Genomic DNA, 15252 nt, shown 5'->3' on the forward strand with positions numbered 1-15252 from the left:
TTTATGCAAGAAGTTTGTCAAACACGCTGTCAGCAGGGTGAGGGAGAGATGAGCGATACGATTCTGGTAATGGATCACGGCGGCTGGGTAGAGATCACCCTGAATCGTCCGGACCGCCTGAACAGTTTTAACGAGGAGATGCACCTCGCACTGCGGGCCGCGCTGGAGGCTGCGCGCGATGGCGGTGCCCGCGCGGTGCTGCTGACCGGCTCTGGGCGCGGTTTTTGCGCCGGGCAGGACCTGGGCGACCGCGACCCGCGCAAGATAGACGGGCCACCGGACCTGAGCCAGACTGTGCGCACCTTTTATGCGCCTCTGGTGCGGCTGATCCGATCGCTGAACTTTCCTGTGATCTGCGCAGTCAACGGCGTGGCCGCCGGGGCAGGCGCCAATCTGGCACTGGCCTGCGATATGGTGCTGGCGGGCGAAAGCGCCAAGTTTATTCAGTCGTTTTCTAAGGTTGGCCTGATCCCGGACACCGGCGGCAGTTGGCATTTGCCGCGGCTGCTGGGGGAAGCGCGCGCCAAGGGGCTGGCGCTGACCGCCGAGCCGCTGCCTGCCAAAAAAGCTGAGGACTGGGGCCTGATCTGGAAGGCGCTGCCGGATGAGGAACTGATGGCTGAAGCCCGCGCCATGGCAGAGAGGTTTGCGAATGGCCCGACGCTGGGTCTGGGCCTTACCAAGAAGTGCATCCAGGCAGCGGCGGTCAACACGCTGTCAGATCAGCTAGAAATCGAAGCGAACGCGATGAAGACCTGCGGCGAGAGCGCGGATTACGCGGAAGGCGTTGCCAGCTTCCTTGAGAAGCGCGCCCCTGAGTTCAAGGGCAAGTGACCATGACCCCAAAGGAACGCGCCGAAAAATCCGCCGCCGCGATGTGGGCGGATGACCATGCGTCCAAGTGGGCGGGGATGGAGATCACCCATGTGGACGAGGGCGAGGCCACGCTGGAGCTGACCATCGCCCAGCACCACTGCAACGGCCACGGTATCTGCCACGGCGGCGTGACCTTCATGCTGGCCGACAGCGCCTTTGCTTTTGCCTGCAACAGCCGGAACCAGTCGACGGTGGCGCAGCATAATGTGATCAGCTTCACCGCGCCTGGACGCTTAGGCGACCGGCTGACTGCCAAGGCTCGCGAGATTTCCCTGACCGGGCGCAGCGGTATTTATGACGTGACAGTTAGCAATCAAAACGGCCAGCAGATCGCCGAATTCCGGGGCTTTTCCCGGGCGGTCAAAGGCCAGTTGTTTGACGAATAAGGTGTGGAGGACGCCATGGAAGACCTGAGCCCCAAGAAGGGTGAATTGGACCCGATCGAGATCGCTTCGATCGACGAAATCCGCAGCCTGCAGCTGGAGCGGCTGAAATGGTCGCTGCGCCATGCCTATGACAACGTGCCGATGTACAAGCAGCGGTTCGATGAGGCCGGCGTGCATCCGGACGACCTGCAGGAGCTGAAGGACCTGGCCAAGTTTCCCTTCACCTACAAGAACGACCTGCGGGATAATTACCCGTTTGGCCTGTTTGCCGTCCCGCGCGAGCAGATCATCCGCCTGCATGCCTCCTCCGGCACCACCGGCAAGCCGACCGTGGTGGGCTATACCGCAAATGACATTTCCAACTGGGCGGACCTGGTGGCGCGGTCCCTGCGTGCCTCGGGCCTGCGCAAGGGCGACATGGTGCATAACGCCTATGGCTACGGGCTGTTCACCGGGGGGCTTGGTGCACACTATGGCATCGAACGTCTGGGCGCGACCGTGGTGCCGATGTCGGGCGGCCAGACCGAAAAGCAGGTCGGCCTGATCACTGATTTCAAACCTGACGGCATCATGGTGACGCCCTCCTACATGCTCAACATCCTGGAGCAGTATCACAAGGTGGGCATGGACCCGCGGGAATGCTCGCTGAAGGTCGGCATCTTTGGCGCCGAACCCTGGACCGATGCGATGCGTAAGGAGGTTGAAGAGGCCTTTGATATGCATGCGGTCGATATCTACGGCCTGAGTGAAATCATGGGACCGGGAGTGGCGAACGAATGCGTCGAGACCAAGGATGGCCCGGTGATCTGGGAGGACCACTTCCTGCCCGAGATCATCGATCCGGAAAGCGGCGAGGTGCTGCCGGATGGCGAGTTGGGCGAGCTGGTGTTCACCACGCTGACCAAAGAAGGCCTGCCGATGGTGCGCTACCGCACCCGCGACCTGACCCGCCTGCTGCCGGGCACCGCACGCTCGATGCGGCGGATGGAGAAGATAACCGGCCGCAGCGACGATATGATCATTCTGCGCGGTGTCAACGTCTTCCCCAGTCAGGTCGAGGAGCAGCTGCTGGCGACCGGCGGCCTCGCGCCCTATTACCAGATTGAGCTCTACAAATCCGGCCGCATGGATGCGATGCGGGTGTTTGTGGAGGCCAATCCGGATGCAACGGATGAGCTGAGCCGGACCGCTGCGGCGCGGATGCTGACCAAGCGGATCAAGGATATGGTTGGCGTTTCCACCGAGATCATTGTAGGCGACCCGGGTTCTGTTGAGCGCAGCCAGGGCAAGGCCAAGCGCGTCGTCGACAACCGCGGTAAGGAGTGAGACTTGGCCCGCACGATTGCAAAAGACCACGATCAGAAGCGCGCGCAGATCCTGAAGTCCGCAGCCAAAGTATTTGCGGAGTCAGGCTATGACCGCGCGTCGATGACCCAGCTGGCGCGCGAGTGCGGGATCTCCAAGGCGAACATCTACCACTATTACGACAGCAAGGATGCCGTGCTTTTCGGCCTCCTTGATACTTACCTGAGCGATCTGCGTGACCGGGTTTGCGGGGTGGATCTGGATGGTTTTTGTCCCGAGGACCGCCTGCGCCGTATCGTGGGGGAGATTATGGCGGCCTATCAGGGAGCGGATCACGAGCACCAGGTGCAGATCGGTGCAATGGGGGCGCTGCCGGAGGAGGAGCAGAAGCTCTTGCGCGCCTATCAGCGCGAGATGGTGCAGTTCATGAGCGATGCTCTGGAGGCGGTTGCCCCGGATGTCTTCGACGGCGAATCTGCCAAGCTGCGCGGTGCCACCATGTCGGTGTTCGGCATGCTGAACTGGTACTACATGTGGAATTCCGGTGCCGGCTCAAAGGCACGCGAGGACTATGCGCGGCTTGCTGCCGAGCTGGTTTTGAACGGAGTCAGAGGGCTTTAACGGCTTATGGCGCCTTGCACGAAAACTTGAAGCGAATCCGCGGCAGAGTTTGTTTTGCGTTAAGGGCGCCCCGCGCTAGCCTTCTAACTTCATTGGAGGGTGAGATGGCAAAACCGGAAAGTTTCTCGAAATTCTACTTCAACAAGGTCGGCCTGGGCGAGGCCTGCGGCTGCGCCGAGCGTGCAATAGATATGTATGAATTCGACCGCCAGGCCGGAATGCCCGAGGTGGCCTCGGGCAAGCGCAAATTTTCCTGGAAAGGCTTTGCGCTGAAATACGGGCTGGTGTCCCGCTACAAGTTTTCGTCTGACGTCAGCTAAGCAGCGGCTGACACAGCCTGGGCGCGCCAGCGGGTTCGTGGTGGACCGCTGGCGCGAGGCTTTTCTTACAGGGAGACCGGCGGCACCATGCCGACGATGTCATAGGTCTTGCGCAGGATCGGCGCGGTGATTTCGCGCGCACGCTGCGAGCCGCGGGCCAGGATCTTGTCGATTTCATCCTGGTTGTCCATCAGGCGGGCCATCTCGGTGGAGATCGGCGCCAGTTTCGACACTGCCAGATCGGCCAGCATCGGTTTGAACTCCGAGAACTGCTTGCCGCCGACATCGGCCAGCACCTGATCGACGCTCTGCTCGTTCAGAGCGGCATAGATGTTGACCAGGTTGCGGGCCTCGGGCCGCTCTTCCAGACCTTTCGCTTCCGACGGCAGCGCCTCCGGGTCGGTCTTGGCCTTGCGGATCTTCTTGGCGATGGCGTCGGCGTCATCGGTCAGGTTGATGCGGGAGGCATCGGACACATCCGACTTCGACATCTTCTTGGAACCGTCGCGCAGGGACATAACCCGGGTGGCGGCACCTTCGATGACCGGCTCGGTTTCCGGGAAGAAATCGACGCCGTAGTCGTGGTTGAACTTGATGGCGATGTCGCGGGTCAGCTCCAGGTGCTGTTTCTGGTCCTCGCCCACCGGCACATGGGTGGCGTGGTAGACCAGAATGTCCGCCGCCATCAGCGCCGGGTAAGCAAACAGACCCAGCGAAGCGTTCTGCTGGTTCTTGCCCGCCTTGTCCTTCCATTGGGTCATCCGCTGCATCCAGCCCATGCGGGCGACGCAGTTGAAGATCCAGGCCAGCTGCGCGTGCTCGGGCACCTGGGACTGGTTGATCAGGATGGATTGCTCCGGGTCGATACCTGCGGCGATGAAGCCTGCGCACAGCTCGCGGGTGGATTTCATCAGGTCCTTGGGGTCCTGCCAGACGGTGACCGCGTGCAGGTCGACCATGCAGTAGATGGTCTCAAAATCCTGTCCCTGCATGTCGACAAAGCGCTTCATCGCGCCGAGATAATTGCCGAGATGCAGGTTGCCCGTGGGCTGGATGCCCGAGAACACACGCGGGGTGAAGGCGGATTCGCTCATTAGGGCGGAACTCCCGTCTGGAAATAGCAACCCCGGTGGCTTACCCATGGGGCCAGGATAGGTCAACAGGCGCGGGAGATTCCGTGCCGCAAGGAGCCCGGATGAGCAGCCAGCCCCATAACGCCGCAGTGAACCCTTTGCCCGCCGCCGTGGTGGCGCTGGTGCTGATCATCATGGGGATAGAGGCGGTGTTCTCACTTGGCGCCCGCGGCATTCTGGGCGATGCCTCGGCAATCGGATGGCGGCTGGAGGCGATCCAGTCTTATGCGTTCTCCAGCGAGATATTCTGGTGGATGCAGGAGAGCGGCCGCTGGCTGCCCGAGCATCTGAAGCGCTTTGTCTCTTACATCTTTGTGCATGGCACCTTCACCCACGCGCTGTTTGTCTGCGTCTTTGTGCTGGCGATGGGCAAGATGGTGGGCGAAGTGATGGGGGATCTGGCAATGGTTCTGATCTTTCTCTTGTCCGGTGCGGGCGGCGCGCTGGGCTATGCGCTGGTGATTTCGGACGGCCAGCCCTTGATCGGCGGCTTCCCGGCGGTCTACGGGCTGATCGGAGCCTTCACTTTCCTGCTGTGGCGCTCGCTGGCTCTGGTTGGGGCGCAGCAAAGCCGGGCGTTCTCGCTGATTGCCTTCCTGATGGGGGCACAGCTGCTGTTTGGCCTCTTGTTTGGCGGCCAGAAGGATTGGGTTGCGGATCTGGCGGGGTTTGCCACCGGCTTTGGCCTGTCGTTCTTCCTGGCGCCAGGCGGCTGGGCACGGATCCGCAACCGGATCCGCCACGACTGACGGCGGGGGCTCCCGCCCGCTGTCAAAGCCCTAAAGGGCATTTCCAGCCGTTGGGCCGGGCAGCGCGCTTGCGCGCGCTGCGTCAGTTTTGCCGAGAAGCGCTTCAGGGGCAGGTTTGCCCTGAAGGCGCCTTGCTGATTGTAGGATTGGCCAGTCCCGCCTCAAAGGTGAACCGCGCGTGCCGCGCGGCCGCCGTCGCGGCCCTTGACCCGGGACCGGCCGGAAGGATCAGCTCTGCTTGTTCAGCGGGCACGTGTTGAGGCCGAGAATCTGATAGAGCGGGCAGTACCCCATCAGGCCGGTGGCCAGCGGCACCAGGCCGATCAGCCCCCACAGGGTTTGCGGGCCGATGAAAACCAGCGACAGCAGGGCTAGGCCGAAAATAATGCGCAGAGTGCGGTCGAGGGGGCCTTCGTTGCGGGGCATTGCTTTGTCCTTTCGAACTCACGTTAAGGGTTGCGATTCCGTTCTAGGCCGCTGTACCCGCGCAGTCGGTGACAGTGTCACCAAGCCTTAGCATTTGTCTCTGGCAATCTTTTCCAGCCCGCTGCGGTCCAGGATGCGCAGGCTACCGCGGCTGGTCTCCACCAATCCCATGCGGGCGAATTCGCGCAGGCGGCGGGTGACAAATGCGCGTCCCGACGCTGTTTCAGCCGCCAAGGCGTCATGGGTGGTGCGGATGCTGCCGCCATCCCGGGAAAGCCGCAGCAGCGCCCGGGCCAGTCGGGCGTCGAAACCTGTGAGCGCGACATCCTCCACCAGCTGCTCGTAGTCGGCAAAGCGGCGGGCGATGGCTGTGAGGACTTCGGTCCGGAAACTGCTGTCTTCGGACATTGCCTGGCGGAATTGCGCGTGCGGGAGGATTTCGCCTTGGAGGGCTGTTTCCGCAATCCCTTCCGCGGAGTATGCGCGGTCCTCTGTCAGACAGGCAAAGGTCTGCAGGCAGACATCGCCCGGCCCGACCCGATAGAGCACGACTTCGCGGCCATTGGCGGCCGTCAGAGTGACTTTGATGCTGCCGGAGGTGAGGCGAACGAAGCCCGGGCACTCCTGCCCCGGTTGGAACAGCACAGTGCCGGCAGGGCAGTGGAGGCGGCTCATGCCTGCTTTCGGCGGCTGAGGGCGCTGCGGAATTCCGACAGGCGGAAAGCGCCTAAGGTCTGGCCGGCGGCGAAGTAGACAGCACCGCCAAGCACCACCAGGCCCAGCAGGGAAAGATAGCGCCAGTAGTCCAGCATGAACAGCCAGCTGCCCCAGGCGGCCACGGCATAGAGCACTGCGCCCATGACCACAGAGGCGGCCAGGATGCGCCAGGCGCGGCTGTGGAAGCGGGCGTCGAAGCGGGTCTCAGCGCCCATGCGGCGGGCGCCCAGGGCCAGAAGCACGACCATCGCCCATCCGGCCGCTGAGGCGGCGATGGCGGGGGCAATCCAGCCAAATACCGGCTTTAGGCCAAAGGCCAGCGCCGCGTTGACCAGCATTGCCACCAGCGCGTAGCGGAACGGGGTCTTGGTGTCCTCCCGGGCGAAATAGAGCGGCTGCAGCACCTTTTGCAGCATGAAGGCCGGCAGCCCGGCACCATAGATGGCGACGGCCAATGCGATGGCGGCCACATCCTCGGGGCCGGTGGCGCCGCGTTCGTAGAGCACCGAGACCAGCGGCAGCGGCACAGTAATGAAGGCCACGGCGGAGGGGACAGCCAGCAGCAGGGAAAACTCGCCGGCGCGTGACAAGGCGTCCTGCGAACCCGCGCTATCGCCTGCCCGCAGGCGGCGGGAGAGGGCAGGGAGCAGCACGATGCCGACCGCGATGCCGACCACGCCCAAGGGCAGCTGATACAGGCGGTCGGCGATGAACAGCCAGCTGGCAGCTTTTTCGATGTCCGAGGCAACATATTGCCCGACCACCAGGTTGATTTGCGTAACGCCCATGGCGAGCGCAGCTGGCACGGCGACCCGCACCAAGCTGGACATCTCGGCATTCCAGTGCGGCAGACCGGGGCGCAGGGTGATGCCTGCGCGGGCCGAGGCCATCCAGACGAGGGCCAGCTGAGCCACACCTGCCACCGGTATGGTCCAGACCAGCCAGAGAACGACGTCTCCGCCCAGTACCGCGCCTGCGGTCATGGCTGCGCAGGCAAAGATGTTGAGCAGAACCGGCGCAGCAGCAGCTGCCGCGAAACGTCCGGTGGCGTTCAGTACGCCCGAGAACAGCGCTGCCAGCGACATGAATAGGATATAGGGGAAGACGATGTAGCCATACCCCACCGCAATATCGAAACGCGCGTCTCCAACAAAGCCGCCGGCGGTCAGCCAGACCAGCCCCGGCATGAACACCATGCCGAGCCCCACCAGCGCCAGCACCGCGGCGGCCAGCAGGTTGAAGGCTTGCTGGGCATAGGTGCGGGCGTCTTCGCCGGCCTCATAGCGTTTGGCAAAGGCCGGCACGAAGGCTGCGTTAAAGGCGCCTTCGGCAAAGAAACGGCGGAACATATTGGGCAGGCGGAAGGCCACGATAAAGGCATCCAGCACCGGCCCCGGGCCGATGAAGGCGGCAATCAGGATCTCGCGGGCAAAGCCCAGCACGCGGCTGGCCAGCGTCCAGAACCCGACGGTCAGGAAGCCCGAAAGCAGTTTGATCGGCTTCATGTATCCGCCCGCTTGGCGCCCTCGGCGATCGCCTCGCGCAGTTTCTTCTCCAGCGTCCGCTGCTTGGACGCGGCATGGTATTTCAGGCCGAACATGTCCTTCACATAGAAGGTATCCACCACCTGCTCGCCATAGGTCGCAATCACCGCATTGGCGATATAGACATTGGCCGCCGCCAGCGAGCGGGCAAGATCATAAAGCAGCCCGGGCCGGTCGCGAGTGTCGACTTCGATGATGGTGTAGATCTCGGAGCCGTCATTGTCGAAGGTGATATGGGTCGGCACCTTGAAGGCCTTCTCGCGCTTCTTGATCTTGTCGCGGGATTTCAGCGCGTCGCGGGTGATCACTTCGCCTTTCAGGGTCTTTTCGATCATCTGCTTGAGCCGGTGCAGGCGCAGCGGATCAAAGGGATGGCCGTCGGCGTCCTGGATCCAGAACGCGTCGGTCACGTAGCCGTCCTTGGTGGTGTAGGAGCGGGCGTCCACCACATTGGCCCCGACCAGCGCCAGGGCGCCCGCGATGCGGGCAAAGATGCCGGGGTGGTCTTCCATCACAAAGGTGGCGCGCGTCGCGTCCCGGTCCTCGTCCGGATAGAGCCGGATCATCACCTCGCCCGGGTCGCCCTTGGTGGTGAAGTCGCGCAGCATCTCGGCAAAATCCACATGGGCGGTAATATGCAGCCCGTGCCAGTAGGGCGGATAGTGGCGGGCGGTTTCGGTCTTGAGGTCCGCCTTCGGCCAGTCCGGCAGCGCCTCGCGCAGGGCTTTCTTGGCGGCAGTGCCGCGCTGCTCGCGGTTCAGTGCCTCCATGCCGTCTTCGAGCGCGGCGCGGGTGTGCTTGTAAAGCGCGCGCAGCAGGGCGGCCTTCCAATTGTTCCAAGTGTCGGGGCCGACGCCGCGGATATCGCAGACGGTCAGCAGCAGCAGCAGGTCGAGCCGTTTGACCGTTTGCACCGCCTTGGCAAAATCCCGCACCGTGCGCGGATCGGCGATGTCGCGTTTCTGCGCCATGTCCGACATCAGCAGATGATAGCGCACCAGCCATTCCACGGTCTCGCATTCAGACTGCTTCAGCCCCAGCCGCGGCGCCACTTTGCGGGCGATCTGGGCGCCCAGGATCGAGTGGTCCTGCTCGCGCCCCTTGCCGATGTCATGCAGCAGCATCGCCACCATCAGCACCTTGCGGTTCAAACCTTTACGCAGGATCGAGGAGGACAGCGGCAGCTCATCCTCCAGCTCGCCGCGCTCGATTGCGGCAAAGTTGGCGATCACCTGGATGGTATGCTCATCCACCGTGTAGGAGTGGTACATGTTGAACTGCATCATCGCCACGATCGGCTCGAACTCGGGCAGGAAGGCGGACAGTACGCCCAGTTCGTTCATCCGCCGCAGCGCGCGTTCCGAGTTACCGTGTTTCAGCAGCAAATCGAGGAAGATCTGCCGGGCTTCCGGGTCCTTGCGCATATCGTCGTCGATCAGGTGCAGGTTTGCCGTCACCAGCCGCATTGCATCCGGGTGGATCAGCATGCCGGTGCGCAAGGCTTCCTCAAACAGCCGCAGCAGGTTCACCCGGTCGGAGAGGAACTTGTCCGGATCCAGCACATCCAGCCGGTTGTGCACCACCTTGTAGTCCGGTTTGATCCGCGGACCGCGGCGGAAGATGCGCTGCAGCAGCGGCGCGCCTTTCTGCTGGCTCGCCTCCAGCTTGGTCAGGAAGATCCGGGTCAGGTCACCCACACGGGTTGCGTGGCGGAAATACTCCTGCATAAAGACTTCCACGCCGCGGCGCCCGGCCTTGTCCTCGTATCCCATGCGGCTGGCGACCTCGACCTGCAGGTCAAAGGTCAGCTGTTCGGTGGCCCGGCCGGTGGCCAGATGCAGATGCGAGCGCACCGCCCAGATGAAAGTCTCGGCCTTGGAAAACAGTTCCAGCTCTTCGGGGCGGAACAGGCCCAGCGGCACCAGTTCCGCGGCGTCCTGCACGTGGTACAGATACTTGGCAATCCAGTAGAGCGACTGCAGGTCGCGCAACCCGCCCTTGCCCTCTTTCACATTGGGCTCGACCATGTAACGCTGGCCTTGCTTGACGTGGCGGGCGTCGCGCTCGCCCAGCTTGGCCTCGATGAATTCGCGGGTGTCCTGTGAGAACAGTTCGGTTTTCAGCCGGTTGTCCAGCTCTTCCGCCAGCGGCTTGTGACCGGCCAGAAAGCGGTGCTCCAGCATTGCTGTGCGGATGGTGTAATCCTCGCCGCCGAGCCGGATGCAGTCCTTGATGGTGCGGCTGGCATGGCCGACCTTCAGGCGCAGGTCCCACAGGATATAGAGCATGGATTCAATCACGCTCTCCGCCCAGGCGGTGATCTTGTAAGGCGTGATGAACAAGAGATCGACATCCGAGGCCGGGGCCATCTCGCCGCGGCCGTAGCCGCCGACCGCCATCACTGCGATACGCTCGCCCTGGGTGGGCGTGGCCAAAGGATGCAGGATGCCGCTCGCGACATACAGAGCCGTGGTCACCAGCCCGTCGGTCAGGAAGGTGTAGGAACGGGTCAGGTCGCGCGCCGCAAACGGCTTGGCGGCAAAGGCCTCGGCAATGGCCGCGCGTCCCGCCTTGTTGGCCGCGCGCAGGATTTTCACGGTTTCCCCGCGCAGAGCCGAAGGGGCAATGTCCTCGGCCAGGGCCTCGATCTGCGCCCGCACCGCCTTAGCGTCAAAGATGGCGCCGGGGTCGCAGATCAGCGGCCCCAGCGGTTCGGGAAAGCCATTGGCGGAAGGCCGCGGGGACGCGGCGGCGGGCTCAGAACCCGGCGCCTGCGAAGCTGCTTGGGGCTGGGTCAATGATCACGACCTTCTGTTCTTGGACGGTGGCAACAGCCAGGCCGCGCTCGTTGGTGCCATCCGGCAGCAGACGGAAAATGCCGCCGGCCCCCTGGAAGCCTGCGCCTTGGGTCAGCGCGCCCGCAGTCAGGGCATCGGATTTCCCGGCTGCAACCAGGGCGCCGATGGCAGCAATACCATCATAGGCCAGGCTGCCGATGGAGTGGGGGGCTCCGCCGTAGCTGGCCTGATAGCGGGCGCTGAACTGCTGCACCTTGCCCTGGTCGGGCATGGCAAACCAGCCGCCCTGCACGCCGGGCAGGGCCAGGGTCTGCGCGGGAATGTCCCAGCGGGTGAGGCCGATATACTGCTTCTCGGCCGGATCGACCCCGGCTTCGGGCATCAGCTGCGCCAGCAGCGGCAGGGCGCCTGCTGTGGTGGCGGTCAGGAAGACCGAATCCGCTTTTGCTGCTTCATTCCGGATCGTGGGAATGGCATTGATCACCCCCTGCTGCGACAGCTCATAGCCAACGCTGCCGGAGATATTGGCCCCGGTCTGGCCGGCGGCCCGCTGGATAGCCGAGCGCCCGGCCACTCCGGCTGCGTCATTGCCGCTGACGACCAGGATATTGCCCTTGCCGCTGCGGGCCGCAAATCCGGCCAGACGGCGTGCGGTGTTGTCAAAGGTCGGCCCCAGGATAAAGACATTGCCGCCTGCGATGGCGGGATTGTTGGAGAACGCCAGGACGTTGACGCCGCGCTGCCGGGCTGCGATGCCGGCTGCATTGGCGGCTTCGGCATAGACCGGGCCCAGGATCACCCGGGCGCCGTCCTTCAGCGCCTGCTGCGCCGCGCCGGTGGCCACTTCCGGGCTGCCCGCGGTGTCATAGACCCGCAGGTCGATCTGCACGCCGTCCAGATCGGCAATCGCCATCCGCGCCGCGTTTTCCAGGCTTTGCGCAAGTACGCTGTCGCCCTGCTGCGCCGAACCGCGCGGCACCAAAAGCGCCACCGGGACCGGCTTCGAAGTGTTGATGGTCGGGCCGGTGCCGATGGCAACCGGGTCGCAGGCAGCCAAAGCTATTGCGGAAACCGCCGCGGCGGCTGCCAATGCCGCCTTGCGGGCGCGTTTGAAAACAGCAAACATAATGGACTTGAAACTCCGTTCTCCCGGCGCCGCTGCGCCGCGTGGATTTAAGGGCGGATCATAAACGACCAAAAAGGCGGGTCCAGCGTTGAATCACCAGAATGTCATATTGTCTCCCGGGCTTTACTTTGTTGCCACGCCGATTGGCACCGCCCGCGACATTACCCTGCGTGCGCTGGACGTGCTGGCCTCGGCCGATGTGCTTGCCGCCGAGGATACACGCTCATTGCGCAAGCTGATGGAGATTCACGGCGTGCCCCTGGGCGGGCGGCGGATCGTCGCTTACCATGATCACAGCGGCGCCGGTGCCCGGGCCAAACTGCTGGATGCGATTACCGAAGGCAAATCCGTCGCTTATGCATCCGAGGCCGGGATGCCGCTGATTGCCGACCCGGGCTATGACCTTAGCCGGGCGGCGGCTGAGGCAGGCCACAAGGTCACCTGCGCACCCGGAGCCTCGGCTGCAGCGACGGCTCTGACCCTGGCGGGGCTGCCGTCTGATGCGTTTTTCTTTGCAGGCTTCCTGCCCAATGCTTCCGGAGCCCGGCGCAAGCGGCTGGAGGAGCTGCGCGAAATCCCCGGCACGCTGATTTTCTATGAATCACCCAAACGGGTTGCCGCTTCGGTGGCCGACATGGCCGCGGTGCTCGGCAACCGCCCGGCGGCGCTGGCGCGGGAGCTTACCAAGAAATTCGAGGAGGTGCGCCGCGCGCCGCTGGCCGATCTGGCTGCCGGGCTGGAAGAGAGCCCGGTCAAAGGCGAGATCGTGCTGCTGGTCGACCGTGCGCAGGAAGCCGAGGTGAGCGAGGGCGATCTGGAAAGCGACCTGCAGGCGGCCTTGCAAAGCAATTCGGTGAAGGACGCAGCGGGCATCGTCGCGGAAATGCACGGGCTGCCGCGGCGCAAAGTTTATCAGCTCGCCCTGCAGCTGGCCAAAGGCGGCTGAGGCTTGGCCGGCCCCCGTCAGCACCGCGGTGCCCGCGCGCATCTGTCCGGTGAGGCCGCGGAAGAGATCGTCGCCCGCCATTACGAAGCCTGCGGCTATACCGTGGCCGAGCGCCGCTGGCAGGGGGCTGGAGGCGAGATCGACTTGATCCTGCGCGGGCCCGATGAACTGGTGTTTGTCGAGGTAAAGCACAGCGCCACCAGCAGCGCCGCCGCTCTGCGGATCACACCCCGCCAGGTGGAACGCATCTATGCCAGTGCCGGGCAATATCTGGAAAACGAACCGCAAGGGCAGCTGACGCCGGTGCGCTTTGATGCGGCGCTGGTGGACGGCAGCGGCGCGGTTGAGATTATCGAAAACGCCTTTGGGATGGAGTGATCTGCTCCTGACCCATTGAACCCGGGGCGGCGCTGGGCCATGTATTCGTGCAGTTTACAAGGGATACTGCCATGAAAATCGCCTTTCAGATGGACCCTATCATGGGCGTGGACATCAATGCGGACAGCAGCTTCCGCCTGGCCGAGGAAGCTCAGGCGCGCGGCCATGAGCTGTTCTTCTACACCCCCGACCATCTGGCCTATCAGGAAGGCCGCATCACCGCCCGGGGGCAGGATATGACCGTGCAGAGGGTGGCCGGAACACCGGCAGTGCTGGGTGAAGAGCGTGAGGCGGATCTGGCGGATTTCGACGTGGTCTGGCTGCGCCAGGACCCGCCGTTTGACATGCACTACATCACTTCGACCCACCTTCTGGACATGCTGAAGGGCCAGGCACTGGTGGTGAATGATCCGTTCTGGGTGCGCAACTATCCGGAAAAGCTGCTGGTGCTGAACTTCCCGGAGCTGACGCCGCCGACCACCATCGCCCGTGATTTGCAGACCATCAAGGCCTTCAAGGAAAAGCACGGCGATGTGATCCTGAAGCCTCTTTACGGCAACGGCGGCGCCGGCGTGTTCCGGCTGGATGCCAACGACCGCAACCTCACCTCGCTGCATGAGCTGTTCACCGGCTTCAGCCGCGAGCCGCTGATCGTGCAGAAGTTCCTGCCCGATGTCAGCAATGGTGACAAACGGGTGATCCTGGTCGACGGTGAGCCGGTTGGCGCGATCAACAGGGTGCCCGCGGCAGGCGAGACCCGCTCCAACATGCATGTGGGTGGGCGGCCCGAGAAGATCGGCTTGAGCGAGCGCGATCTGGAGATTTGCGCCGCCATCGGCCCGCTGCTGCGCGAAAAGGGCCAGATCTTTGTCGGCATCGACGTAATCGGCGACTACCTGACCGAGATCAATGTGACTTCGCCCACCGGCATTCAGGAGCTGGAGCGCTTTGACGGCGTCAACATCGCTGAAAAGGTCTGGCAGGCGATCGAAGCCAAGATCAGCTGATGAGCTGGCAGCGCCGGGCCATAAACGCATGGATGCGCTATGGCATGAAGCCGGTGCTGCAGCACACCAGCAGTCCGGATCTGGCGCGGCGGGTGTTCGAGCTGATGGCGCCGCGTCTCTACCCGGCTCTGCCCCACACCCGGCTGCTGCCGCGGCCCGCGCCGCTGCCGCTAACCTTGGTTTCCGCGGGCAGGCCTCGCGGGGGACGGATCATCCTGTTCCTGCATGGCGGCGCCTATCTGGCGGGCAGCGCCCGTGCCTATCAGGGGATGCTGTCCCGCTTGTCGCTGGCCGCCGGGCTGGAGATTGCAGTGCCGGATTACCGGCTGATGCAGGACGCGCCCTTCCCAGCGCCTTTTGAGGACGCCATGGCGGCCTGGCACTACCTGCGCGGCTCTGGCTATGAGGCAGGGGATATCCTGCTGGCAGGTGACAGCGCGGGCGGCGGCTTGGCGCTGGCCTTGCTGGCCGGGCTCCTGGCACACAATGAGCGGCCAGCGGGCCTTGTTGCCTTTTCCCCCTGGTGCGATCTGACACTGAGCGGAACCAGTATCCAGGGCAACCGGGATAAGGATGTGATCATCCCGGCTGGGCGGATGAAGGAAGCCGTTGATCAGTATCTATCGGGTGCCGATCCTGCGGACGGGCGCGCCTCGCCGCTGTTTGCCGCCTTCCCTGATCCGCCGCCGGTGCTGATCCAGGCCGGAAGCACCGAAGTGCTGCTGTCGGATTCGCAGCGCATGGCTGCAGCGCTGGAGCAGGCGGGCGGCCAGGTGCGGCTCAGCATCTGGCGGAATGTGCCGCATGTCTGGCAATTCATGGCCGGCCATCTGCCGGAAGGGCAGGCGGCGCTGGAGGAGGCGGCGGAGTTTGCGGCCTCGGTTTTTGCCGCCGGCCGGACGCCATAACCGCAAGGGGGA

At 63.8% G+C, this 15252-nt stretch carries 16 protein-coding genes; 10 read left to right on the forward strand and 6 right to left on the reverse strand.

From position 1 onward, the window contains the following. Window positions 1-48 precede the first annotated feature (48 nt). From paaG to RA19_RS09255, 5 genes are all read left to right on the forward strand, one after another. Window positions 49-834, forward strand: a complete 786-nt coding sequence (gene paaG / locus RA19_RS09235; protein ID WP_039161874.1) for a 2-(1,2-epoxy-1,2-dihydrophenyl)acetyl-CoA isomerase PaaG — start codon at window positions 49-51, stop codon at window positions 832-834. A gap of 2 nt (window positions 835-836) precedes the next feature. After that, on the forward strand, window positions 837-1262 hold the full coding sequence (gene paaI / locus RA19_RS09240; protein ID WP_039161877.1) for a hydroxyphenylacetyl-CoA thioesterase PaaI: 426 nt from the start codon (window positions 837-839) through the stop codon (window positions 1260-1262). 15 nt (window positions 1263-1277) lie between these two features. After that, the gene (gene paaK / locus RA19_RS09245; protein WP_039161878.1) at window positions 1278-2588 is read left to right on the forward strand and encodes a phenylacetate--CoA ligase PaaK; all 1311 of its coding nucleotides are present in this window, start codon (window positions 1278-1280) and stop codon (window positions 2586-2588) included. A 3-nt stretch (window positions 2589-2591) separates the two neighbouring features. Beyond that, complete coding sequence (locus tag RA19_RS09250) at window positions 2592-3188, forward strand: TetR/AcrR family transcriptional regulator (RefSeq protein ID WP_039161880.1); 597 nt, start codon at window positions 2592-2594, stop codon at window positions 3186-3188. Window positions 3189-3292: 104 nt separating this feature from the next. Then, on the forward strand, window positions 3293-3508 hold the full coding sequence (locus tag RA19_RS09255; protein ID WP_039161883.1) for a hypothetical protein: 216 nt from the start codon (window positions 3293-3295) through the stop codon (window positions 3506-3508). A gap of 65 nt (window positions 3509-3573) precedes the next feature. Here the strand turns inward: RA19_RS09255 and trpS are convergent, their stop codons facing one another. Then, window positions 3574-4602: a tryptophan--tRNA ligase gene (trpS, locus tag RA19_RS09260; protein ID WP_039161885.1), complete on the reverse strand. Its 1029-nt coding sequence runs from the start codon at window positions 4600-4602 to the stop codon at window positions 3574-3576. Between the two features lie 101 nt (window positions 4603-4703). Between trpS and RA19_RS09265 the strand changes: the two genes are divergently transcribed. After that, window positions 4704-5390 carry a rhomboid family intramembrane serine protease gene (locus RA19_RS09265; RefSeq protein ID WP_039161887.1) on the forward strand — a complete coding sequence of 229 codons (687 nt, stop codon included), beginning with the start codon at window positions 4704-4706 and terminating at the stop codon, window positions 5388-5390. A gap of 228 nt (window positions 5391-5618) precedes the next feature. Here RA19_RS09265 and RA19_RS09270 read toward each other — a convergent pair whose 3' ends face one another. The 5 genes from RA19_RS09270 to RA19_RS09290 all read right to left on the reverse strand — a co-directional run bounded on the left by RA19_RS09270 (window position 5619) and on the right by RA19_RS09290 (window position 12001). Next, on the reverse strand, window positions 5619-5816 hold the full coding sequence (locus RA19_RS09270; RefSeq protein WP_039161889.1) for a YgaP family membrane protein: 198 nt from the start codon (window positions 5814-5816) through the stop codon (window positions 5619-5621). 87 nt (window positions 5817-5903) lie between these two features. Next, the gene (locus RA19_RS09275; protein WP_039161892.1) at window positions 5904-6491 is read right to left on the reverse strand and encodes a Crp/Fnr family transcriptional regulator; all 588 of its coding nucleotides are present in this window, start codon (window positions 6489-6491) and stop codon (window positions 5904-5906) included. After that, window positions 6488-8038 (reverse strand): murein biosynthesis integral membrane protein MurJ, encoded by a 1551-nt coding sequence (murJ, locus tag RA19_RS09280; RefSeq protein WP_039161895.1) that lies wholly within the window; start codon window positions 8036-8038, stop codon window positions 6488-6490. The genes RA19_RS09275 and murJ overlap by 4 nt, the downstream gene beginning before the upstream one ends. After that, complete coding sequence (locus tag RA19_RS09285) at window positions 8035-10875, reverse strand: [protein-PII] uridylyltransferase (protein ID WP_039161896.1); 2841 nt, start codon at window positions 10873-10875, stop codon at window positions 8035-8037. The genes murJ and RA19_RS09285 overlap by 4 nt, the downstream gene beginning before the upstream one ends. Further along, the gene (locus tag RA19_RS09290; RefSeq protein ID WP_039161898.1) at window positions 10835-12001 is read right to left on the reverse strand and encodes a penicillin-binding protein activator; all 1167 of its coding nucleotides are present in this window, start codon (window positions 11999-12001) and stop codon (window positions 10835-10837) included. Before RA19_RS09290 ends, RA19_RS09285 begins: the two co-directional genes overlap by 41 nt. An 88-nt stretch (window positions 12002-12089) precedes the next feature. On the opposite strand from RA19_RS09290, the gene rsmI reads away from it, so the two are divergent. The 4 genes from rsmI (at window position 12090) to RA19_RS09310 (ending at window position 15240) form a co-directional block, all read left to right on the forward strand. After that, complete coding sequence (gene rsmI / locus RA19_RS09295) at window positions 12090-12947, forward strand: 16S rRNA (cytidine(1402)-2'-O)-methyltransferase (protein WP_039161899.1); 858 nt, start codon at window positions 12090-12092, stop codon at window positions 12945-12947. A 3-nt stretch (window positions 12948-12950) separates the two neighbouring features. Further along, window positions 12951-13325, forward strand: coding sequence for a YraN family protein (locus tag RA19_RS09300; protein ID WP_039161902.1), 375 nt, complete (start codon window positions 12951-12953; stop codon window positions 13323-13325). Window positions 13326-13396: 71 nt separating this feature from the next. Continuing rightward, complete coding sequence (gshB, locus tag RA19_RS09305) at window positions 13397-14332, forward strand: glutathione synthase (RefSeq protein ID WP_039161905.1); 936 nt, start codon at window positions 13397-13399, stop codon at window positions 14330-14332. Beyond that, window positions 14332-15240, forward strand: coding sequence for an alpha/beta hydrolase fold domain-containing protein (locus RA19_RS09310; RefSeq protein WP_039161907.1), 909 nt, complete (start codon window positions 14332-14334; stop codon window positions 15238-15240). Before gshB ends, RA19_RS09310 begins: the two co-directional genes overlap by 1 nt. Window positions 15241-15252 lie beyond the last annotated feature (12 nt).

Source organism: Leisingera sp. ANG-M1 (assembly GCF_000813745.1).
GTDB lineage: Bacteria > Pseudomonadota > Alphaproteobacteria > Rhodobacterales > Rhodobacteraceae > Leisingera.

Coding starts and splice junctions, on each gene's coding strand:
- trpS (WP_039161885.1), bottom strand. CDS start 4,602: ATGAGCGAATCCGCCTTCACCCCGCGTGTGTTCTCGGGCATCCAGCCC.
- paaG (WP_039161874.1), top strand. CDS start 49: ATGAGCGATACGATTCTGGTAATGGATCACGGCGGCTGGGTAGAGATC.
- RA19_RS09265 (WP_039161887.1), top strand. CDS start 4,704: ATGAGCAGCCAGCCCCATAACGCCGCAGTGAACCCTTTGCCCGCCGCC.
- RA19_RS09270 (WP_039161889.1), bottom strand. CDS start 5,816: ATGCCCCGCAACGAAGGCCCCCTCGACCGCACTCTGCGCATTATTTTC.
- RA19_RS09275 (WP_039161892.1), bottom strand. CDS start 6,491: ATGAGCCGCCTCCACTGCCCTGCCGGCACTGTGCTGTTCCAACCGGGG.
- paaK (WP_039161878.1), top strand. CDS start 1,278: ATGGAAGACCTGAGCCCCAAGAAGGGTGAATTGGACCCGATCGAGATC.
- RA19_RS09290 (WP_039161898.1), bottom strand. CDS start 12,001: ATGTTTGCTGTTTTCAAACGCGCCCGCAAGGCGGCATTGGCAGCCGCC.
- paaI (WP_039161877.1), top strand. CDS start 837: ATGACCCCAAAGGAACGCGCCGAAAAATCCGCCGCCGCGATGTGGGCG.
- gshB (WP_039161905.1), top strand. CDS start 13,397: ATGAAAATCGCCTTTCAGATGGACCCTATCATGGGCGTGGACATCAAT.
- murJ (WP_039161895.1), bottom strand. CDS start 8,038: ATGAAGCCGATCAAACTGCTTTCGGGCTTCCTGACCGTCGGGTTCTGG.
- RA19_RS09310 (WP_039161907.1), top strand. CDS start 14,332: ATGAGCTGGCAGCGCCGGGCCATAAACGCATGGATGCGCTATGGCATG.
- RA19_RS09255 (WP_039161883.1), top strand. CDS start 3,293: ATGGCAAAACCGGAAAGTTTCTCGAAATTCTACTTCAACAAGGTCGGC.